The sequence below is a fragment of the Arcicella sp. LKC2W genome, from assembly GCF_034931005.1.
In the GTDB taxonomy this organism is placed as follows: domain Bacteria; phylum Bacteroidota; class Bacteroidia; order Cytophagales; family Spirosomataceae; genus Arcicella.
In genome coordinates this window covers 249,008-272,813 of sequence record NZ_JAYGIN010000001.1, presented here as the reverse complement: position 1 = coordinate 272,813, position 23,806 = coordinate 249,008, and the positions used below count along the sequence as shown (strand labels likewise).

Annotated in this window: 14 protein-coding genes; 6 read left to right on the top strand and 8 right to left on the bottom strand. The window is 35.8% G+C overall.

Features of this window, described 5'->3' with window-relative positions; all coding sequences use genetic code 11:
• Positions 1 to 125: 125 nt before the first annotated feature.
• Positions 126 to 1,061 (bottom strand): hypothetical protein, encoded by a 936-nt coding sequence (locus VB796_RS01100; RefSeq protein ID WP_323344661.1) that lies wholly within the window; start codon positions 1,059 to 1,061, stop codon positions 126 to 128.
• A 259-nt stretch (positions 1,062 to 1,320) separates the two neighbouring features.
• Between VB796_RS01100 and VB796_RS01095 the strand changes: the two genes are divergently transcribed.
• From VB796_RS01095 to VB796_RS01085, 3 genes are all read left to right on the top strand, one after another.
• Positions 1,321 to 1,860, top strand: a complete 540-nt coding sequence (locus VB796_RS01095; RefSeq protein WP_323344660.1) for a gluconate 2-dehydrogenase subunit 3 family protein — start codon at positions 1,321 to 1,323, stop codon at positions 1,858 to 1,860.
• Positions 1,861 to 2,004: 144 nt separating this feature from the next.
• On the top strand, positions 2,005 to 3,732 hold the full coding sequence (locus VB796_RS01090) for a GMC family oxidoreductase (RefSeq protein ID WP_323344659.1): 1,728 nt from the start codon (positions 2,005 to 2,007) through the stop codon (positions 3,730 to 3,732).
• A gap of 792 nt (positions 3,733 to 4,524) precedes the next feature.
• Positions 4,525 to 6,471 (top strand): DUF1508 domain-containing protein, encoded by a 1,947-nt coding sequence (locus VB796_RS01085; protein ID WP_323344658.1) that lies wholly within the window; start codon positions 4,525 to 4,527, stop codon positions 6,469 to 6,471.
• A gap of 317 nt (positions 6,472 to 6,788) precedes the next feature.
• On the opposite strand, the gene VB796_RS01080 is transcribed toward VB796_RS01085, so the two are convergent.
• From VB796_RS01080 to VB796_RS01070, 3 genes are all read right to left on the bottom strand, one after another.
• Entirely contained in the window at positions 6,789 to 7,172 is a 384-nt protein-coding gene (locus tag VB796_RS01080) for a DUF3037 domain-containing protein (RefSeq protein ID WP_323344657.1), read from the bottom strand.
• Positions 7,150 to 7,935, bottom strand: a complete 786-nt coding sequence (locus VB796_RS01075) for a HipA family kinase (RefSeq protein ID WP_323344656.1) — start codon at positions 7,933 to 7,935, stop codon at positions 7,150 to 7,152. The genes VB796_RS01080 and VB796_RS01075 overlap by 23 nt, the downstream gene beginning before the upstream one ends.
• 148 nt (positions 7,936 to 8,083) lie before the next feature.
• A complete protein-coding gene (locus VB796_RS01070) occupies positions 8,084 to 9,763 on the bottom strand; it encodes a 2-oxo acid dehydrogenase subunit E2 (RefSeq protein ID WP_323344655.1) in 1,680 nt (559 codons plus the stop codon).
• Positions 9,764 to 10,006: 243 nt separating this feature from the next.
• Between VB796_RS01070 and VB796_RS01065 the strand changes: the two genes are divergently transcribed.
• The 3 genes from VB796_RS01065 to VB796_RS01055 all read left to right on the top strand — a co-directional run bounded on the left by VB796_RS01065 (position 10,007) and on the right by VB796_RS01055 (position 14,934).
• Complete coding sequence (locus tag VB796_RS01065; protein ID WP_323344654.1) at positions 10,007 to 11,146, top strand: acyltransferase; 1,140 nt, start codon at positions 10,007 to 10,009, stop codon at positions 11,144 to 11,146.
• A 191-nt stretch (positions 11,147 to 11,337) separates the two neighbouring features.
• Positions 11,338 to 13,614, top strand: a complete 2,277-nt coding sequence (locus VB796_RS01060; RefSeq protein WP_323344653.1) for a T9SS type A sorting domain-containing protein — start codon at positions 11,338 to 11,340, stop codon at positions 13,612 to 13,614.
• A 69-nt stretch (positions 13,615 to 13,683) separates the two neighbouring features.
• A complete protein-coding gene (locus VB796_RS01055; RefSeq protein WP_323344652.1) occupies positions 13,684 to 14,934 on the top strand; it encodes a hypothetical protein in 1,251 nt (416 codons plus the stop codon).
• A gap of 53 nt (positions 14,935 to 14,987) precedes the next feature.
• Here VB796_RS01055 and VB796_RS01050 read toward each other — a convergent pair whose 3' ends face one another.
• The 4 genes from VB796_RS01050 to VB796_RS01035 form a co-directional block, all read right to left on the bottom strand.
• Positions 14,988 to 18,311, bottom strand: a complete 3,324-nt coding sequence (locus tag VB796_RS01050) for a VCBS repeat-containing protein (protein WP_323344651.1) — start codon at positions 18,309 to 18,311, stop codon at positions 14,988 to 14,990.
• Positions 18,312 to 18,339: 28 nt separating this feature from the next.
• Positions 18,340 to 20,193, bottom strand: coding sequence for a CRTAC1 family protein (locus tag VB796_RS01045; RefSeq protein WP_323344650.1), 1,854 nt, complete (start codon positions 20,191 to 20,193; stop codon positions 18,340 to 18,342).
• The gene (locus VB796_RS01040; RefSeq protein WP_323344649.1) at positions 20,190 to 21,527 is read right to left on the bottom strand and encodes a vanadium-dependent haloperoxidase; all 1,338 of its coding nucleotides are present in this window, start codon (positions 21,525 to 21,527) and stop codon (positions 20,190 to 20,192) included. Before VB796_RS01040 ends, VB796_RS01045 begins: the two co-directional genes overlap by 4 nt.
• 396 nt (positions 21,528 to 21,923) lie before the next feature.
• Entirely contained in the window at positions 21,924 to 23,801 is a 1,878-nt protein-coding gene (locus VB796_RS01035; RefSeq protein WP_323344648.1) for a RagB/SusD family nutrient uptake outer membrane protein, read from the bottom strand.
• Positions 23,802 to 23,806: the final 5 nt, after the last annotated feature.

The window sequence follows — 23,806 nt, the reverse complement described above, 5'->3', positions numbered from 1 at the left end:
TGTATCCCGATGCTTTCGCATCAGTAATAAAAATAGACCACAGATTTGACGGATTGAACTGATTTTACGGATAGAATAATGATGAAATCTGAGAAAATCTGTCAAATCAGTGGTCTATTCCTACCTTAATTGAAAACGAAATTAACTAAATATGCCATTTTTTTTTTCTTTCTTTCTTCCGACGAAATAGTCATCGTAACAATTTCTTTATCTGTTGAAGCACTGTAATTATTGTCAGTATTACTTTGTTCAGTCCAGCTACGTGCTAATACTTGTAATTGCTTCTTGATTTTTTCAAAATATTGTTTAGCATCTTCTTCATTTTCAGATTCAAAAATGACAGATTTATAGTTGACTGCTTGCCCCGCATTTTCTTGAATTAAAAGTGCAGCTTTTCCTACTACAATTTCTAAAGTTGCCTTAAAACGCTCTTGTCCTGATGATTTATCCTTTTTGTCCTTCTTGATTTTCTCACCCGTAATAGACTTGAAATTATCCTGTTTAGCATTCAAAAGTGTTTTAAATTGTTTTGCGAAAACAGGGTCTAATTGAGCTTCAACGGCATTGGGAGGCGTAATCATTTTTTGGATTTTGTACTTTCCAGTTTGTCCTGCATCCATCGAAGTTGCCAACAAAGTATAAGTTCCAGTGCTTGGTGCTACATAAAAAAACTTATTATAACTTCCTCCCGAAAACGGTTTTGAGTCATAGCTCATTTCTTGTTTATCTTTTGAAGGTGTTTTCAAACTCAACATCACTCTGAAATTATCTGAAGAGTGTTCGAGGGTTACTTCTTCGCCTGCGTGCAAGAATAATTTGTAAGAATCATAATATCTTTTTTCGCCGTTTTGAGAAGCCGTCAAATCTTTGCCCGTAAGACTTGCTTCAATCTCATCTTGTGCTTGTAATTGACCAGTTTTTAACTGATTTCTGTTTAATAACTCAGTTGAATCAACCGCAATTTTCTTTGTCGGAGGAGTTTTTTTAGTGGGCTTCTTCTTTTGTGCAATTGTGGTAAAGCAACATAAAATGCACAGAAGCATTAATAATTTAACTTTCATTTGTCGTTTTAATTAAAATTTTCGCAATTAGGCACAGAAAACGAAAACGACCAAATATTATTTTGATGAATTCGTTATCGGTAAAATTATCTGTGTGGTTTTGTATGTATATTTTTGGGAGAATGTAGGTAAATAGTACAAAATTTTACAATTTAAGTGTAATTTTACAGGTAGAACAATTTGCTTTTTGAGTAGTTTTAATAACTATCAGCAAACCAATAATTTAAGATTAAAGCATAAAATAAACAAAAACAAATATATGAAAAGAAGAGACGCAATATCCCGAGTAGCATTACTGATGGGCGGAGTGCTATCTGCTGGAACTTTAGCAACTGTTTTAGAAGGTTGTAAGTCAGGAGGTGGTTCAACGGCTGGAACTAATTTCGCTATTACTCCAGAACATGGCGAAATGATTGCAGAAATTGCAGAAATTATCTTACCTAAAACATCAACTGCTGGTGCAAAAGAGGCTAAAGTGCCTGAGTTTATTCAGTTTATGTTGAAAGAATGTTATAAAGAAGACCAACAAAAAGCATTCTTTGCAGGATTAGATAAATTAAATGAAGGTGCAAAAGGTAGTTTCATGAAAGCTACTGCGGAAGAAAAATTGGCTTTGGTTAAAGCGGAGGATTCTGCCAAAGAAAAATCTGAATTCTGGAAAACAATGAAGGATTTAACTGTATTGGGTTACTTTACTTCTGAACCTGGAGCAACTAAAGCATTGGAATACTTAGAAGTACCTGGAAAATACGAAGGTATCAAATTGCAAAAAGGACAAAAAGCTTGGGCAATGTCTTAAAAGCAGTTATCAGTTAATAGTACACAGCGGGCGGTGTTCCGCTTATCAGTTAAATTTTAAAGAAAAATATAAAAGGCTATTTTGTAAGTGTATTTAACTCTGAGAAGACATAGTACATAATACTTAATACCTGATACATATAAAATGGAAATTACAGGAACAGGACAAAAAGCTAATACCTACGATGCCATCGTGGTTGGCTCTGGAATATCAGGCGGTTGGGCTGCCAAAGAACTTTGTGAAAAAGGGTTAAAAGTTATCATGCTTGAGCGTGGACGTGATATTAAACACGTAACTGACTATACAAACGCTACTAAAAACCCTTGGGATTTTCCTCATCGTGGTCGGGTTGATAGCAAAACTGCCGAAGAATATTTTATCAATATTCGTACTGGTTATACTGCAAATGAGCAATGGAGAGACCATTTTGAAAACGATAAATTAAATCCAATTATTGAGAAAAAACCAATCGACTGGATTCGTGGCTATCACGTTGGTGGACGTTCATTGATGTGGGGTCGTCAATCATACCGTTGGAATGAAACCGATTTTGAAGCAAACGGAAAAGAAGGTGTTGGAACAGATTGGCCAATTCGTTACAAAGATATTGCTCCTTGGTACGACCACGTAGAGAAATTTGCGGGTATCAGCGGTAATAAAGATGGGATTGATGTATTGCCACACGGCGACCATTATTTGCCAGCAATGAATATGAACGCTTTGGAAAAAGATATGAAAAAACGTATCGAAAAAGAATTTCCAAGCCGTCACTTCATTATGGGACGTACTGCTCACTTAACGGGAGAATCTAAAATTGCTTACGATTTAGGTCGTTCTCAATGTCAATTCCGTAACCGTTGTATGATGGGTTGTCCTTACGGAGGATATTTCTCAACGCAATCATCAACTTTACCAGCAGCCGTAAAAACGGGTAATTTAACCCTTCGTCCAGATGCTATCGTTCAAGAAGTAATCTACGACGATAAATTAGGCAAAGCGATTGGCGTAAGAATCGTTGACCAAAATACCTTAGAATCAATTGAGTATTTTGCTAAAGTTATCTTCTTGAATGCCTCTGCTTTTGGTAGTACAGGTATCATGTTGAACTCAAAATCTCAACGTCACCCGAACGGTTTAGGTAATGAGTCTGACCAATTGGGTCGTAACATCATGGATCACCACTTAGGAGTAGGTGCTTCGGGTGAGTTTGAAGGTTTGGAAGATGAATATTACTATGGTCGTCGTGCCAATGGTATTTATATTCCACGTTACCGCAATTGGGCTGGAGACAAACGTGACTATACTCGTGGATTTGGTTATCAAGGAAGTGCCTCTCGTGATGATTGGGGACGTGGTGCTGGACAAGAAGGTATTGGTGCAGATTTCAAAGATTCATTGAGCTATCCAGGAAAATGGACATTTGGTATGATGGGCTTTGGTGAGGTTTTGCCAAATCCAGAAAACCGTATGTATCTTGACGAAACTCAGAAAGATAAATGGGGAATGCCATTATTTGTTTTTGATGCAGAATACAAAGACAACGAAAAGAAAATGCGTATAGACATGAAAAACGATGCCGCTGAAATGTTAGAGCGTGCAGGTTTGAAAAATGTTAGTTCGTATGATGACCAATCGAAACACTTAGGAATCGGTATTCACGAAATGGGAACGGCTCGTATGGGTACTGAGGCTAAAAACTCTTGTTTGAACAAAAACAACCAAGTTTGGGGAGCAGAAAACGTATTCGTAACTGACGGTGCTGCCATGAGTTCGGCTTCATGTGTGAACCCATCATTGACGTACATGGCTTTAACTGCTCGTGCGGCTGATTTTGCGGTAAATGCTTTGAAAAAAGGTGATTTGAAAGCGTAACCGTTTTAAATAAATTTCAAAAGCCCTCATTCAGAAATTGATTGAGGGCTTTTCTTTTATCAACTCATTTTGAAATTTCAGTAAGGTGCTTGTTTTTATTTGCTTAAATTTAAAGAATCGTAAACAATCAATGATTTCACCCTTTTATTTATACCAAAGCCACAAAAACATTATCATTTACGAATAAAGATAGAAAATTGCATTTTTTAATGTAAATTTTCTCAATAATCCTTTGTAAATGAGAACCTTATCACTATTTTGGACGTGAAATTAAGAATGAATCTTTTTTATAAACTCAAAAGTGATTCTTGGTTTGCAAATCCCCCATGCCTTCGTAAATAATGTTCAATGAAATTCTTAGTTACTCCGCAAGAGGACTGAAAACTCTCATTCAATTTTACTAATAACGATGCCAATCTGGCATTGTTGAGTATTCGCTTCAATGACCGTGAAACCTGTATTGAGGCTTACTCAATCGAGTAAATTATCAAGTTGAGTCAACGTATGGTTCTGAAAATGCGACGATGAATGGTATCCAAAACAGGTTCGTTATTTAAAATAGTATTGAGTAAACAAAATACAAAAAAGTGACCAAAATGGTAAGTTTTCGTTTATACTCCGAACAGGCAATTGTCAGGAAATAGTGAAAAGGACAAATTTTGAAACGAAAGAATAACGAAAATCTACTTTGGCGTGGCTATTAGCCAATACTCGTTCTTATGCCGAACAATATGGCATAATTTATGAAACCCCAAAGTTGTAACTGAAAATACCGAATCTTTTACCATAGAGATGCCACCTCCAATTTCGGTGGAGGCAAATCCAACAACCAAACCAAATACAAATATGCAAATTGACAGTTATTTACCTTGTGAATCTTACGCAGGACATTCGGAATCGCCAGTCGAAGACTTCAGAATTTTTCAAAATCCAGAAAATAAAGAGCATTATTTTACCATGCTTAGCAAATCTGGGAAAGTTGTTTTTAGAAGTGAAGGTTATCCAACTACGGCTGCTCGTGATAATGGTATTGCATCTGTAACTAAAAACAGAGAGCTAAGAGAACGTTATAGTCTTATCGAAGCTGACGGAAAGCATTACATAATCTTGAAAGCAGGAAATCATCAAGAAATAGCCAGAAGTTGTCCTTTTGAAAGTCAAGACGAATTATTGGGTTTGTATCCATTTATGGTTGCAGGTTCAACCGCTGCTATTTCATTTGACGATACGAGTAGCGATGATTCATCGGATAGAGAAATTGACGATTATTTACCTTGCGAAGCCTATAAAGGACATGAAGATTCTCCTGCTGATGGAATTCGTACTTTTCAAAATGAAAAAGACGGTGAATATTATTTCTCAGTAGTAAATAGCGATGGTGACGTTGTTATGAGAAGCGAAGGTTATCCAACCAAAGGTGCAAGAGATAATGGCGTAGCTTCGGTGATTAAAAATCGTGAAATTAAAGAACGTTATGCCGAAATAGAAGAAGACGGTTTACATTATATTATTCTAAAAGCAGGAAATCACCAAGAAATTGCCAGAAGTTGTCCATCAAAAGATAAAGCTGGACTTTGGGCATTATTCCCGATTTTAGGTTTAGGATTAGCAGGGCTTGGTTTTGGTGCTTCGGCAGGAACAGGAACAATTGCTGGGGCATCAGCTTTAGCAGGTGAAGTTGAAAAAGAAAGCGACGGCATTGGAGCAGGTGTAATTGGAGCAGGTTTGGCAGGTGCAGCAGCCCTCGCAGGTGGGTTATCTGGTGAAGCTGATGCAAAAATTGAAGAAGTTAAAAAAGATGAAGACGGAATCGGAGCGGGTGTAATTGGAGCAGGTTTAGCAGGAGCAGCAGCTTTAGGAGCTTCAGCATTAATTCCTGATGCAAAATTACCTGTTGTAGAAACGCCCAAAATTGTTCCTCCAGTAGTAGCTACTCCCAAAGTTGCTCCATTAGCAATGGCAGATACAGACCTTGATGGTGCAGTAGCAGGTGGGGGTTTACCAAAATGGTTATTGCCACTTTTAGGAATTGCTTTATTGGCAGCTTTACTTTGGTGGTTAATGCGTGGTTGTCAGAAAGAACCAGTAGCCGTAGTTGGAGAAACTCCTACAATGGTGGATTCGGCAGCAGTAACTACTACCGATACGGCAAAAGTGGCAGTTGAGCCAATAGCCGCAGGAACACAAATGGAAAATTTTGCTCCTGTTGTTTTATATTTTGACAATGACCAACCTAATAAAAATTCTAAAGCAGAAAGTACACAATTGACTTATACTCAAACATTTGAGAAATATATGAGATTGAAAAATACTTTTGCCAAAGAACAAGATACCCCAGAAGCAAAAGCAGCAGTTGAAAATTTCTTTGATGATGGTGTTAAAAAAGGCTATGAAGATTTAAAGGCATTATCTGGTAAAATAGTTGAAGCAGTAAAGGCTGGACAAAAAGTAAATATTACGGTAAAAGGATTTGCAAGTCCATTAGCTCAAAATGACTATAACATTAACCTAACGAAACGTCGTGTAAGTAGTATTCAGAATTATTTAGAAAGTTACGAAGACGGAGTTTTGAAAAAATACATGGATAAAATTTCAATTACTCAACAAGCCAATGGTGAAGATTCATCGGTATCAGGTTTGAGTGATGATGACAAAAACGTAAAATTATCGGTTTACGATTTAGCACCTTCAAAAGAAAGACGTGTTGAAATTGTAGATGTTCGTTTTGTGAAGGAATAATTTTGATTTTATGTTTCGGAACTATAAGGAGTTTGTCGCAAGATAAAATCAGACTACGGATAATACAGATTTTACAGATTTTCACTGGGACGCACAGTCTGATAAAATCAAGAATAATCTGACTGTGCGTCCCAGTGTAAATCCGTCGAATCTGTTAAATCTGTGGTCTAATCTTTTCTGCGACATATAGAGTTTATAGTTCCGTTATGTTTAAAGCAAAAAAAAGCCGTCCCAAAGAGACGGCTTTTTTTTGTATCATAGGATTTTTTCTGGTAAGAGAATTTCATATTTTTCACATGAAAAATTCCTGTACTACCTCAAAGTACCAATTCTTCAAACAAACAATCCATCGTCTGTTGTGCATCTCCACAAAGTCCAGGATGAACTTTTGAGGTTTGTACAATGGTGCTTCGGGTAGCAGTTAACCAACGAAAACGAGATGCAATCGGTAAAACTCCGATTGGGCCTGCTGTTTTTCCTCCCTTACAGATTCTTTCCCAAGTTTGCAGATACGTTTCTAATTCATCCAAATCAATTTGTTTTGAAAAACTGGTAACACGGTCTTTATCTAAGAGATATTTTGCTTGTAAAAAGCCTTGCTTCGAGCAATAGAGAATGATACCAACGTTCAGAAACTCCTCACGTTCAACTCTCGGAACTACCCGAATGACGGCATATTCATATATTTGTTTGTCTTGCATGGTTGGCTTCTTTTACTAATAAATCTGAAATTTCAATTCTGGTTTCTAAAAACTTTGCGTAAACGTTTCTTACTTCTTCGGCAGATTCTTCTCGGTTTTCTAACCATTCGTCTGGAATTAATGATAAAATGGCATTGATAAGCTCAGGCGTAATAATGGCTTGGGCTTCCACATTTACAGTATCCAATTCGGTAGCTTGTGCCAAAAGTACATGGTCTTTTACTTGTGTAAACGGACGACTGGCTTGTGCTTCCCAATTATCCCAATTATGATGAAAATATAAAGACGCACCGTGGTCAATCATCCATAATTCTTTGTGCCAAATGAGCATATTGGTATTTCTGGCGGTACGGTCAACATTGGTCAAAAGGCAATCTAACCAAACAATTTTGGAAGCCGTTTTTGCATCAATCGTTGTAACGATAGGGTCGAAGGTAATTGCTCCAGAAAGATAATGAACCGCTAAATTTAAGCCAACACTTGCTTTGAGGAGGTCTTGGATTTCTTCATCAGGTTCGGTTTTGCTAAATGAATCATCTAAATTAGCAAAAACGATTTCGGGCATTTTTAAACCTAAAGCACGAGCCATTTCACCACCAATGAGTTCTGCAATTAAGGCTTTTACGCCTTGTCCTGCTCCTCTAAATTTTAAAACGTACAAAAAACCGTCATCTGCTTCAACGATGGCAGGCAATGAACCGCCTTCACGTAAGGGTGTTACATAGCGAGTTACATTGATGGTTCTTAATTCAAGACTTTTCATTTGTTGATTTTGATTAAATAAAATAATTTTTCATATCAAACAAAAAAGGGTGAGGATAAATTTACCCGTCACCCTTTTTGTAAATATGATTTTAGGAAATAGTCGTTTTCAACACTGATGCTCAAACCCTAAAACCTAAGTCCTTGAATTAAACCAATAATTTATAAGGCTCTTCAAGTAATTCTTTTAAAGTTACCAAGAAAGCAGCACCCGTTGCACCATCAACTACTCTATGGTCGCAAGTAAGGGTTATTTTCATAACATTTGTTGCATAAAATTGACCATTTTTAACCGCAACAGTTTCCTTAATTCCGCCTACTGACAAAATAGATGATTCGTTTTTAGGATTATTGATAATTGAGGTAAATTGTTCAATACCAAACATTCCTAAATTACTTACTGTGAAAGTATTACCTTCCCAGTCTTTCGGTTGAAGTTTACCATTTTTAGCTTTTCCACCCAAATCTTTGGTAGTTGCAGCCAAAACAGATAATGGTAATGTATCAGCAAAACGAATTACGGGAACAACTAAACCATCAGCAATAGCGACAGCCATACCGATATGAACATGGCTATTACGTCTGATATGCGTTTCTCTCCATGAAGAATTTACATTTGGATGTTTTTTCAAGGCTACACCGCAGGCTTTCAAAATCATATCGTTGAATGAAATTTTCACTGGCGATGCACTATTCATCACTTCTCTTGCTTGCATGGCTTTGTCCATACAAATTTCCATTGTTAATTGGAAATCAACCGCTGAAGATTGTGATTCTGCCAAACTTCTTGCAATTGCCTTACGCATTTGGTTCAATGGAATCTCTTCAAAGCTTTCTACTCCAAAACCGCCAGAAACAGCATTTGAAGACTCTTTCGCAGGAGTTTCAGCCGTTTTTGCAGACGGAACAAAACTATCAATGTCAGCTTTTACAATTCTACCATTTTCGCCAGAACCTTTTACTTGGGCAATATTAATGCCTTTGTCTTTCGCTAAAGCTTTTGCTAATGGAGATGCTTTTATACGTCCATCTGCATCACTTACTGCTACTGCTTCAACTGCTGGAGTAGGAGTAGCAACTGGAGCAGGTGCTGCCGCTGCTTGTACTGGAGCAGGTGCCGCAACTGGTGCTGGTGCTGGTGTTCCTCCGTTTAATAATGCTTGGAAATCTGCACCTGGTTCGCCAATGATGGCAATTACTTTATCAACTGCAACCGTTTGTCCTGCTTCGATACCAATGTATAAAAGAGTACAAGGATTGTATTTTGTAACATCTAAGAAATTATCTAACTCAAATTCCATCGTAGCTTTGTCAGTTTCGACTTCAGCCAAAAGAGTATCACCTGGTTTTAAAACATCACCCACTTTTTTAAGCCATGCAACCAAAGTTCCTTCTTCCATCGTATCGCTCATTTTTGGCATTCCGATAATTTCAGCTTTAATTGAAGATGTATCAACCGCTGGAGAACTTGCTACTGGTGCAACTGTTGCTGCTACTGGAGCTTCAACTGCTGCTGGGGCAGGAGTTGAAGAAGCACCGCCAATGAGGTGTTCAAAAGCCTCTCCATTTTCTCCAATGATAGCGATGATACTATCAACAGGAACTGCTTTACCTTTTTCTAAACCAATGTATAATAGACGGCAATCTTTAAAGTTGCTCAAATCCATTCTTTCGTCTAAATCAAGTTCCATTGTTGCTTTGTCGGTTTCGATTTCAGCTAATAGTCCATCACCTGGTTTTAAGACATCACCAACTTTTTTGAGCCATTCTGCCACAACACCTTCAGTCATGGTGTCGCTCATTTTGGGCATGGTTATAATTTCTACCATTTTTCTTTGTATAGGAATTTAATCTTTCAGCAAAATATTTGCCTTTTGAGTATATTGTTCGATTTAAAATTCAAAAATAAGGCTAAACGATTGCTTTCAAAAGCTATCTTGAAAAAATATAAATTTGTCTTGATAATTTCTTGAAATTTTACTGTTTTTAGCTCGTGTGTCGGCAAATTCGAGGAATAACTTGGTAAACGGAAACAAAGAACTTATTTTTGTTGCTTTGACAAAATAAACTCGATGGCTTCAAACACAAATAGTAACTCATTATTTTTCCCAAACCTCAATGGCGTTCGTTTCATTGCTGCTTTTTTAATTGTTATTCATCATGTGGAACAATTCAAAGAAAAGTTCGGATTTCAAAACCATTTATTTTATACTCGATTCATTAAGTTGATTGGTCCTGTGAGCGTTTTTTTGTTTTTTGTTCTGAGTGGTTTTTTGATAACAGCGTTACTTTTGGTAGAAAAAGACCGAACTGACACTGTCAATATTCCACGTTTTTATATGCGTAGGATACTCAGAATTTGGCCGCTTTACTACTTAACTCTGATTTTGTGTCTATTTATCTTTCCTCAAATTCCCTTCTTAAATATAGCAGGCGAAACAGAAGTTATCGGGGATAATTTAACGATTAAGTTAATTTTATACACGTTGATATTGCCTAATGTTGTTACGGGTGTTTTTACTCATATACCTTACCTTTCACAAAATTGGACTATTGGCGTTGAAGAACAATTCTATTATTTCTGGCCTTGGGTTATTCGTCAAACAAAAGCGAAAAAACTACTCTTCATCATGAGTATTTTGTTGGGATTGTTCTATATACTTCGTTCTTTAACAGTGATATATATGCCCGAAAATGGTTGGTGGTTGTACTTGAAGGAGTTTATTAAGTCTTTGAGGCTGACCTGTATGATATTGGGAGCAATTGGAGCTTATTTTATCCATTTTGAAATAGATTCTAAAATTGTCAAATTTATCTTTAGTAAAGGATTTCAAATAGCTATTTATCTATTGTTGGTATCTATGTTGGCTTTTGGGGTGTATCTAAGAGGTATTAATCAAGAAGTTTACTCTTTGATATTTACGTTGATATTGATGAATTTATCCAAAAATCCACAAACAATTTTGAGTTTGGAAAATCCTGTTTTTGACTATCTGGGTAAAATTACTTATGGATTTTATATGTATCATACACTCGCAATCGTAATTGCACTTAAAATTACATTAATGTTTCAAAGTAACAGTAATTGGATATCGTATCCTATAACCTATATTTTGACTATTATTTTTGGGTGGCTTTCTTACGAATATTTTGAGAAACCATTCTTAAAGATAAAAGCGAAATTTACGACAGTCAAAAGTGGAAAAGAGTAATATCTCGACCCTTTGAGGCTTAACCTATTTAAACTTTCTATTTCTGCCGTGAATGATTATGTTCTAAAACTGTAATTTTGAAATTTACGCAGTATGATTAAAGGTTATGTAGTTGCGAAAAGTAAAACAGCGTATTTATGATTTTGGTTGCTATCATTATTAATGAATAACCCGTACACAATTTTAAGAAAATGAAAAAAATATTTGTTCTATTACTTTTGATTAGTATCAATTCGACAAAAGCACAACGTTTTTATTCAACAGTATTTGATAAACTTCCTCAAGATTATCAGTTGTATCCAAGAAATGATAAGAACGAATCTAATGTTCCCATCGAGGGTAAAATAGAGACATTAGGCTGGAATTATTGTTCTGTTCAAATCTTCAGAGAAGATAAGTTCTTTGGATACCAACGGGCAAATCTGACCTACAATAATTCAATTGGTAGTTTTCGGTTTAATTCAATAATTATTAAAGCTGAATTGGCTGAATACAGTTTTAAATTCTTTGCCATTGATAATAAAGGTGATTCTGTTCAGATTGTGTCTCGGCAACATATTGTTTGTGGAGATGCTTTTGTCATCGGAGGACAATCTAATGCTTTGGCATTGGTTAATGAAGGAGATATTCCATATCGTAGCAGGTTCGCAAGAACTTTTGGAGGTGGGTATCCTTATGACCCTAACATGATTTGGCAGCTATCTGAGTATGGAAATGCACGAGTTGGACAGTTGGGAGGTGGTATTCAGCGTCAAATTATTGAAAAATATAAAATTCCTGTTTGCATAATCAATCAAGCGATTGGTGGGATTAATCTTGGATTGAGTTTGGTCAGAAATGAAAGTAATGTAGGTGATTTGACTAATAACTATGGTATCACTTACTTTAGAGTGAAACAAGCAGGATTATTAAATGGTGGAATTAAAGCATTTATTTGGCGACAAGGAGAAAATGAGTCATCTGGTGGGTCTGGATTTTGGGGAACTTTATTCGACCAATTGTATAATTACTGGCGTAAAGATTATCCAGATATTAATAAATATTATATTTTTCAAGTTAGTCTAATTGCTTGGCCTGAACGTTTTGCAGGAGCCTTGAGAGATTATCAAAGAAGAACAAAAACAATTTATGATAACGTAGATAATATAGCTTGCGTTGGTACAAAAGGCTATGATGGTGTGCATTATGACACATCAGGGCATTCACAAACAGCCAAAGAACTTTTTAGAATGATTGACCGAGATTTATATGGAGGAAAATATAACCAAAATATAAACTCTCCAAACATTCAAAAAGCCTATTTTTCTAAATCCAATAAGAAAGAAATTACGCTTGAGTTTGAGTCAGACCAACAAATGGTTTGGGTGAATGATACCATTCTGATTGATAAAAAAGGAAATCCCGTAAAACAGTTTATGAAAAATATGTTTTATTTTGATTTTAATAGTAAGAATGACCTCGTAACTGATGGAAGAGCATCCAATAATAAAATTATTTTGACTCTAAACGCTGAACCTCCATCCAATAAATTCAACTATTTGCCTCCTTTTCATGATGACCAAATTTTTCAACAATTTGGAGGTCCATTTTTAACAAATAAAATTGGAATGAGGGCATTTTCTTTTGATGGTGTAACGATTGAAGATTATGTTGCCCCATCTACTGTGCCATTAGCTACTCCAGAATTGTCTGTACAGGCAATATCTTACAAATCATTGAAAATTGGTTGGAAGGCCGTTGCAAAAGCAACGTCTTATGTTTTAGAACGTAAATTATTAGCGACAGACTCGTTCAAAGAATTAATTAAATTGGATGTTAACAAAACCGAATATATAGATTCGGCTTTGAAAGATAATACAACCTATTATTACCGCTTGAAAGCTTTGGGGGATAATCCCGAATCAGATTATGGAATAGCTCAAGGCAGTACACCAGCTAAATTAACAAAAATTGAATTGTCTGTAAATTCTTTATCGTATGAGTCATTAAAAATCAGTTGGAAAGCAATAACAAACGCAACGTCATATATTTTAGAACGTAAATTATTAGTGACCGATTCTTTTAAAGAATTAACTAAATTGGATGCAACCAAAACGGAATATATTGACATGGCTTTGAAAGATAATACAACTTATTATTATCGCCTCAAAGCATTGGGAAATAATACCGAGTCGGATTATGAAATAAGTCAGGGAAGTACAAGTATGATTTTAGTAGCTGATTTTGAAGTTCAAGATTCATTTAATTTGTATCCTAATCCTGCTAATACCCATTTGATAATTAACTTTAAAGAGCCTGTTACGGGTAAACTAACCTTAATTGGATTAACTGGAGAAAGATATTTTGAAGAAAATTTGAAAAAAATATCTGATAAAACCATCAATCTCGGTAGTTATCAGAAAGGTACTTATTTGATAATTTTTGAGGAGAATGAAACTATTTCAACAAGAAAAATTGTGGTAGAATAGATTTTAACGATTCCAATAAATTAGACAATTTTGCGATTCATTGATTTAATAATACTCTTTACTTTTAACATGACAGATTACGAACTTTACGAAGTAGTATATAATAAAGCGTACATTTCCGCAACCTTATGTTTGTTGGCGTTGATTGCATTTCGTTTTAGGAATGAAATTGAGAGTTTTTTTGCACGTTTTGGCAAAGGAAAGTCCTTCTTTTTGATTGCGTTTTTTCTCAGAATTCTTCCATTTTTAGTGGTTTACGTGTACTATGGTTATGATGCACAGTCGGATGTTCAGATTTTTTGGAAATCGGCTCAAGAAGCGGCAAAATTGAAATTGGTTTATCGTGATTTTGAGTCTTTGTATTCGCCTTTCTTTGCGTATATAACTGCTTTACCGCTTGTTTTTTGGGACACTGCTCGTGCCGTAACGTTATTAATGATTTTGATAGAAATGGCAGTTTTATGGCTGACCATGAAAACGTATCCAGATAGAAGTTCAGCTTCAACTTTGTTCAAAGGATTGATTTATTTGTTGTTGCCAGCTCCGTATATTTTTTGTGTTTTGGGTGGTCAAGAAGATATTTGGATGTGGGGTTTTGCCTGTTTGGTTGTTTATGCTTGGCAAAAGAAAAAGTCTGATTTGGTATTGGGAATGATTACTGGTTTGGGCTTATTGGCTACAAAGGCATTTTTTGTGTTGTTGCTTCCATTGTTATTCTTGAAACTGAAAAATAAAGGACAATTTGTACTTGGTAATGCCATTGTTGGATTGCCTGTATTGTTGATTTTGTATATTTCGAGTGGAACTTCTTTCTTGATGCCAATTCGTTTGGCACAAGAGCCAATGGCAGTAAATATGTGGTCGGTTATTAATCCTTTGATTTGGGATTATGGTATTACAGCAGATATAAAATTATTAAATTGGATTGGACTTTTTGTTATTTTAACGATTGCTATTTGGCAAACATTGAAAGATAAAACGCTTGATATTCAGCAATTTATGCCTAAAATCTGGATGTTGATTTTTGGAGTCATGATGGTTGTGCAAATTGGAGCTTATGCCAATTATATTTTCATTTTTGCTATGCCTTTGATTTTCGGTTTTAACTTCTTTAAGAATAAAACATTCCTGATTATCACGTTTTTAGTCCAATCTTTTGCAACAGTACAACCTTCGTTTTGGTTTAGAATTGGAAAACCTTTTTTAAGATTTGATAACCTTTTAGGAGCAAAATTTGCCGTTGAATACACTTTAGAAATGGTTGTTTTTGTAGGCGTAATTTATTGGTTAACGAAGGTTTTGAAGAGTGAAACGAAATGATTTTAGGTAACCTAACGCTGGCAGGGTTTTAACCCTGCCAGCGTTTTTTCTATTTAAAACTTAAACGTTCTAATTTTTCCCTGATTCATGCTCAAGAAGAGTAAATTATTGATGACTAACCCGCTTCTTACATCGCCTTTAATTCCCAAAGAGGTATTGAAACTAAAATTCCCTTTTCCATCATTTTTGAACACAAATCCTTTGTTGGCATCATAATTCCCAAATCTCAATCGGGCGTGGTGAATATTTCCTGCTAAAACTAAATCTTTTTTGCCATCATGGTCAAAATCAAGGGCATTAATCGTGAAAATTGGGGCATATTGAACCTCTTTTGGTAAAGATTTTTCTTCAAATTTTCCAGAAGAAGTCCCTGTAAAATACATCGTTTTTAAGTAATTAGCCGTTAAATGTCCTGCTTTATCCAATTCACCATTTTTGAAAATATCTTCAACGGTAGCTTCTGAATAGGTTTTATAATCCGTGAATATTTTTTTGTAGATAGGTAGTTGTTCCAATAATTCGTCACGAGTGAGGTACGGATAACTTTTCCCTTGAATGTATGAACAAAGAATTGGCTCAACTGAACCATTTTCGTCAAAATCTTTGAAATAAAGGTCTAATGGCTGATTTTCTGATACTTTTAATTGAGCGTTTTGTCCTAAATTCCCCACAATTAAATCCGCTTTTCCATCACCATTAAAGTCGTCAATCAATAATTTATTCCAAAGTCCAGCATAAGTTTTATCGAAATAATTATCAGTTATATTCTCAAATTTACCTTTTTCAACTTTAAAAACAGTAATTGGCATAAATTCACCTACGATAACTAACTCATTCTTTTTATCACCGTCCAAATCGTGCCAAGCTGCATCCGTTACCATTCCGATTTGTTTAATTTCTTCGGGTGTTTGATTAGTAAATTTCCCTTGACCGTTATTGACTAAAATATAACTGGTTGGGGCAGTTGGGTAACTTCCAATGACAACTCGTCCGCCTACAAATAAATCTAATTTTCCGTCGCCGTTTACATCGCCTGCACGTACACAACTCGTACTTGTAAACATTTGAGGTAAATTAGTTTTATTAAAATTCCCTTTGCCGTCATTTAGGTAAAGACGGTCTTGTAGAGTTTTGTCGTTTGCTTGTAAATTGCCGTAACCACCGCTACAAACGTATAAATCCAAGAATTTATCGCCATTGGCATCGAAGAAAAGTGCGTCAGTATCATAGCTTGCTTTATCAATTTCAAAGGCTTTTTGAACTTGTTTAGTGAAATTACCTGCTTTGTTTTGAAGATAAATTTCACCTGCTTGATTGGTGGCTCCACTCACAAAAATATCCTCCAATCCATCACCATTTACATCTCCTTTTGCCATACAAGGGCCAGAAAATGACATCGGGTTTGTCATTAATGATTGACGTTTGAAATCGTTGATAGTATCTTTTTTATGCTCAAAAACTAATGTTTGTATTTCTTGAAAACTGCTTTTTGATTCTATATTTTTTGAATTACTATTGTTTGCATTTTTCTCCGAAATAGTCAAGGTTTGATTCGCTTTAACGGACTTCAATATTTCTGATTTTCCTGTAAGCCAAACTACTTTTAAAGAGTCAATTTGTGTGTTTTTGCCAAGTCCAAAATGAAGAAAATTAGTTACACTTGATTGATAGCCATGCGTAGGCATTTTCTCTTGAAATTGTATTTTACCTTGACTATAAACGGTAACTTTTGCTCCAATTCCTTGACGGTTCATGCCTTCGCCATCTAATTTCAATTTGAGGTAATTGTTTTTATTATTTGACTGATTTTGATAAATAAAAGCGGATTGATTTACATTATTTACGACTAAATCTAAATCGCCATCATTGTCTAAATCTGAGTATGCCGCCCCGTGACTATTTGAGGTTTGATTTGTTCCCCACGAAGCAACTTTGTCCGTGAATGTTAAATCACCATTATTTCTGAAAAGATAATTAGTAACATTGCTCGAAGGCATCTGGTTTACCAATTCCAAAGCTCTTTCACGATTCATAACTCCTTGATTTTGAGCCGTAAAGTCATTCATGTATTTAATAAAATCAAGGTTTGTATAGTCTCGTAAATATCCGTTGGTGATATATAAATCTTTCCAACCATCATTGTCATAATCAGCAAAAAGGGCAGCCCACGACCAATCTGTGTTGGAAATGCCAGCATATTGTCCGACTTCGTCAAACAGAAAAGACTTTTCATTTTCAGCGTTGTTTCCACCATTTATTTGCAACATATTTCGCATATATTGGTATCCAAAACCTACTTGCACATTGAAATTAAATTTCTCGTAACTATCCGAAGCCATCAATAATTTTTGACGACGATTATCTTCTGGCAACATATCAAGCGTGAAAATATCCATTAAGCCGTCATTGTTCACGTCAGAAACATCATTCCCCATTGAGTACATAGAATTATGCCCTATTTTATCGTTGATTTGATTAACGAAACCACCTTTTTTATCATTAATGTACAAATAATCGGGTACTGTATAATCGTTTGAAATGTACATATCTTGCCAACCATCTTGGTTAAAATCGGCAATTCCAATGCCCAAACCGTAGGAGAGAGGCGAACTCGAAATGTTAGCTTGTTTGGTTACATCGGTAAAATGTGGCTGACCGTCTTTGCCTTTATCGTGTCTGAAAAGGCGAACACCACTAATTGGGTCTTCAATTTTTAAGGTTTCAGCCGTGTTTAAAACATTGAGGACGGGTAATGATTTGATATTATGATTCAACAAAAACATATCCAAATCTCCGTCACGGTCGTAGTCAAAAAAGGAGGCTTGCGTACTGGTAGAAACGTTGTCTAAACCATATTCTGCGGCTTTATCCGCAAATTGGGGAATACCATTGGCATCATTTCCTTGATTTATGAACAATTGTTTTATCCTATTTTCTGGACGAACTGCCCCCGAATAGCACACGAAAATATCCAATAATCCATCACCATTAACATCCGCCATAGTTGCTCCTGTTTTCCAAGGACCTTCACGACCTTTTACGCCTGAAAGTGCCGAAACGTCTTCAAACGACATATTTCCTCTGTTCAAGTACAGACGATTTACTTGCATATTTGAAGTAAAATATAAATCTTCGAGTCCATCGTTATTGACATCGCCAACAGCTACGCCACCGCCATTGTAGAAATATTCGTACATCAAAACGTTGGTATTCAGCCCTTCTTCAATCACATTTTGAAAATCAACGTGCGTTTTTTCGGTAGGCAGTAATTGAAATAATGGTTCAGCACTATCGCTTTCCTCATTTTGAGCTGTTTTTTTACAATTACTCAGAGAAAATATGACAAAAATGAGGAGAATATATTGGTTAAATTTCATGGTTTGAGTAGGACAGGTTTCCAACCTGTCAATTAGTTTTTGTGACAGGTTGGAAACCTGTCCTACTTAAAAAATATCCACCGATTAAAACAACTAAACCAATTAGTCCCCATTTGATAAAAGGATTAATTTTGGTAGATTTTTCTTCAGTAATGGTGATAAATTGATTAACTTTTTGATTGCTGAGTGTTTGAGTATTGCCACCTGTCCAATGAATGATAATTTCGTCTATTTGGTTGGCATTTCCTACGCCAAAGTGTGCATACGGAGCATTTTGAGATAAATGGCTTGACCCTCCGCCGTCAATTTCTTGATAAAAATGTTTGCCATTTACCACAATTTCAACTTTTGAACCTAAACCTCTCGTTTCAGCCTCAATGCCTTTCAGAGCAATTTTTATCCAATTGCCCTTTGCCGAATCGTTGCGATATAAATGTGTTTCTGAAACGGTTGGAAAATCTAAAACAGGCTTTTGATTTACGACTAATAAATCCAAATCTCCATCATTATCAATATCTAAAGTTACTGAACCACGAGCTATTCCATAATCATTCAAGCCTTTTTCACGAGCTTTATCAATAAACTTTCCGTTAACATTATCAAAAAGATAGTCGGCAATGGGCGTACAATTTGGGTTTAAATCTCCGTTTGCTACGAATAAATCAAGGTCGCCATCGTGGTCAAAATCCGCAAAATTTGCTCCCCAACTAATGGTCATCATACCCATACCCAATTCTTGCGATTTTTCTAAAAACGGCTTGCCAACACCCTGATTTACCATAAATTTATTGAAACGGATATTCGTCACAAAATAGTCCATTAAACCGTCATTATTGTAATCTCCAATGGCTGTTCCCATCGAATTTATTTTCAAATCCATACCCAATTTCGGAGCAATATCTTTGAAAGAATCCCAAGGCGATTGATTTTCTAACAGTAAATCTGGTGTGCGTTTATAGCCAAAATCATGATTGACAAAAAGGTCTTGGTCACCATCGTTATCAAAATCAGTAAAAACGCCACCAAAACCAAATCCTTTGTGGTTTAATCCATAATCTTGATATACATTTTTGAAAGATTTTCCTTTTTCATTTATCAACAAATAACCCTCCGTAATTTGGTTGGCACTCGCAATCATCGCATCATTAATTATACTTAAATCACCAGGGTATTCCGTGAAGTAATTGCCTACATAAAGGTCAGGAAAACCATCGGCATTAAAATCTCCAAAACTTGCTCCCGTGCTAAAAGAATTCAATTTATCTAAGCCAAATTCTTTGGTGGCATCTCTAAAAGTGCTATTTCCATTATTCAAATACAGTAAATTTATCGCTCTCGGAATTAGTTTTTTTGCACCTTTTGAGGTGATTGTCGTGATGTATAAATCTACAAATCCATCACGGTTTACATCGGCTGAAACTGCTCCTTGAGTGACGAAATTATTTGTTCCAACAAGTCCCGATTTTTGATAAATATTGGTAAATGTTCCATTTTTATTATTCAGATACAGCATATCATCTGCCATTCCACCTGTTAAAAAAAAATCATCAAAACCATCATTATTAAAGTCAAAAACGCAAGCTCCTCCACCTAAAAAACCTTCATAAACTTGAAATTGGTGTTTTATGCCTGCTTCTTTTGTGATGTCTTTAAAAGCAGTTGGTAGGCTGTTTTGGGCGGATAATTCTATATTTAACGATATTATTAATGATGTTATAAACAGTGATAACTTTAATGAAAACCTCACCCCCAACCCCTCTCCAAAAGAGAGGGGAGTAAAAATGAGGCAAATGCTTCCCTCTTTATCGGAGAGGGGTTGGGGGTGAGGTTTTTTAAAATTAAGCAATAATATTTTTTGTAATAAATTCTCTAAAAATCTCATTTTTTCCAAATTAAATGGTTAATATTTTCACCTACCTCTTCCCCTTTTTCTAAGCCTCTTTCATTGTCTTGTGGAATGTGGATTCCTCCGTAAAAGCGTGAATTTGCCGTTTCCTGAGCAACTTCCCAAAAGGAATGATAGTTTCGTGGTTTATAATCTACGTTTCGGAGTTCGTCTCTTTTTCTACCCACGTGAGCGTCGTCTGTAAAAGTAAATTTATTGCCATAAATACCCGCCAAGACCGTTGCGGTTGCAGATGCCTGAATGGCGTGTCCGCTCGGAAAAGCAGGAAAAGGAGGGTCAGGCCAAAAAGATTCCCACCGTTGATTGATGTGTTGAGTAACGTAATTATTGGGTCTTTCGGTAAAGAATTTGTACTTCCATTTCCAACAATTAATAAAGGCATCTGCCACCGCCAAACCTACTTTTGCGTAAGTTTCGGTACATTTTATTAAATCGGGCTGAGTTTTTTTAATGACCAAAGTAGCCAAATAATAAGAATGTCCTGGAGGAGTAAAAGTCTCGTCGGGGTCATCACTCCACCAAATGGCAGCTTCTTTTTGTGCTTGTGTTAGCGCATCTTTTTGTTTGGAAGTTTTCAGAAATTGCTGATAATATTCAGAATTGAACAAAGTATCGAATGGAATAATTTTAGGGTCAGTAATTTCATGATTTTGTTTTAGAAAAGTCCTGTTTTCTCCCCAATGCGGATGTAATGGATAGTGACTAAATGATTGGGCAAATAATGGTGGACTCCATGAGCCTGCACGTTGAGGGTGAGTCATTTTTTTGTCAAAATTTTTCAAATAGCCACGATGTCCGCCGTCAGTTTTCGACCATTCAAAAATGGAATCAGCTACGGATTTTCCAAAAGTTACCGACCGTTCAATTAATGCTTTATCTTGAAGGTTTTTTGTATAATACTCATAAATAGTGTTTTCCAAAGAATCTATTTTGAGTTTATTTTTATCAGAAGTTTGATTATAAATGTTTTTTAAAATAGTAGCTTGAGCAGCGTTTAAAGATAATTTCCAATCGTATTTTTTGTTTTTTTCTGGTTTTGGAAGATTGTCTAATCCGTTTAATTGTCCTGATAGAGATTGATAATTTGGATAAGCATTTACCACAGATTCATACATTGTCAAACCAATATATCCTAAACATCTTGATGAATAGGTAGGGGAATTTGAAGGTGTGTTTTTGGTAATATAGAGCGTTATATCCGCCCATTTAGTTGTTAAATCTTGGTCTGTTAAGGGTTGTTCAGATTTACAACGGGTAAAAAGTATGATAAGGGAAAGTGGAAATAATAAAAGCAGTAATTTTATTCTCATATATCTTGGGTTTGGGAAGTTTTGAAGTTGTTTCTACTTTTCGTTTTAGAGACTAAAGTTTATACTTAACTGATAGAGGTTTATGAAAATGTGTAATCTGTTGATTTTTAGTGAATTAATTTGTTCACTTTTTTGCAAATCGCTTTTCTTTACGGAACTATCTACAATTTGTCGCAGAATAAAATTAGCCCACAGATTGTACTGATTCAACGGATTTACACGGATAAATTTAAAGAAAAATCAGTGTAAATCTGTTTTATCTGTTCTATCCGTGGTCTAATTTTGTCTTGCGACAAATAGTAGATAATTCCGTTTCTTTTATTGAATATGCTCTAAAAAATTAAAAATCTACCCCAAAATAGAGGTAGATTTTTAATAATCAAAGGTTATTTAATATTAATAACCAGGGTTTTGAACCAACTTATTGTTTCTGCTCATTTCATCTCTACTCAACGGTCTGAAATACATTTTATCCACCCATTTTCTGGTTTCATTTTCTGTATTATCAACTACTGTATAGTTATAAGTATAAATATTTTTGTCGTATTTGTATGGTTTTAATGCTTTTGCACCAGTCTTCAATTTGGCTTCGATATTTAATGATTTAATACCTCTACCAACGGTTGTTGCTGCAATTAACCATCTACGTGCATCATGATAACGGTGTTCTTCATAAACCAATTCAACACGTCTTTCATTGCGAATTCTCTGGCGAAGGGCATCTCCTTTATCAGTTACCGCAGGCATACCTGCTCTAAATCTAATTCTGTTTACCCATTTCAATGCTTCTGCTTCGTCGCCAGTTTCAAGAGCTGCCTCTGCATAACTCAAAGCCATTTCTGTAACTCTGATGAATGGCCAAGGAATAACCTGAGCACTTGATTGATTATCGGCTAAACCTGGATTAGCATCAATAAATTTACGAGTATAATAGTGAGTTCTACTACCATTCCAGTTTTCTACTGCTGATTCTCTTGTATCAATACCGTTGATTTTTCCGCCTGCACCATCATCATAATAACCAGTTTGAATTTGGTTAACTGGGTCAAGTCCTGCTACATCCGAAGGTCTTGGTTTCCAAACTGCTCCGTCGTATAAAACTGTTGCATAAAAACGTGGGTCACGGTTTGAATATGGAGCCGCTTTGTGTTCTGCTTTTGTCCAATCAAATTTAGAACCGTCCATCATTTCATAGTCATCAACTAAATTCTGGATTGGCGTATTTCCTGCCCAGTTGTGATAACCATTTGGTCCATTGTTAATTCCATAGTGAATACCACCCAAAGGCCAGTTATCTTCAGCAGTATAAAGTCCTGTATGAGTTCTTTGGAAAATCAATTCAGAAGAGGCAGAAGCATCACCTACTGCACTTTGTCCTCCCATAGCAATTGACATATAGTTTGCCGTTCCATCAGCCGCTGTTGCTGGGGCTGTCAAATTCAATTTATAACCTGCCGATACATCTAAAACTGCTTTAGCTGCCGCTTTAGCCGCTGCCCATCTTGCTGCTCTATCTCCTGAAGTATAAGCTAATAATTCAAGATTTGTGAAAGTTCCAATAGTTGGAGTTTTTGCTTTCAAGGCAGTTGCATCGTGCAAATCACTGGCTGCATATAAAAGTACACGAGCTTTAAGAGCCATTGCACTAATTTTGGTAGCTCTACCAGCTACTGTACTTTTGCCATCTAATAATTTGATAGCATTGTCAAGGTCGCTGATGATAAATTTAACACATTCATCGTAAGTGCTTCTTGCAATGGTATAATCCTCATTTAAACCATAAGGTTTGCTAATTAAAGGTACACCACCATAAAATCTTACTAATTGTTGGTAGTAGTATGCTCTCAAGAAATAAGCTTCACCTGTAAGTTTTTCCTTTAAAGTTGCATCTGTAAATGTTGCCGTTGGAAGGCTCTGTAAGGCAACATTTGCTTGTCTGATAGCTAAATACATTCTACCGTATTCATACGTTGGACTTTCCCAAGCTTTGTTGTTAGCCGTTTCAGAACCTTCCGTAAATGTATTGATATTTCTACCTGCGTGGGTAAACATTGCTTCGTCTGTATAGGCTGCAAGTGCTTGTTCTTCAAAACCACCGTAACCTAAATATGAATAAACGTTAAAGATGAACGCTTCAGAAAGTGCTCCATCAGCCCAAGTGGCTTGACTTGAGATTTTGTCGAGCGGCTTAGTGTTCAAGAACTCTTTATCGCACGACAAAACAAACGCCATTGATACAAAAAGCACGCTTATTTTTATGATTGATTTTTTCATTTTAT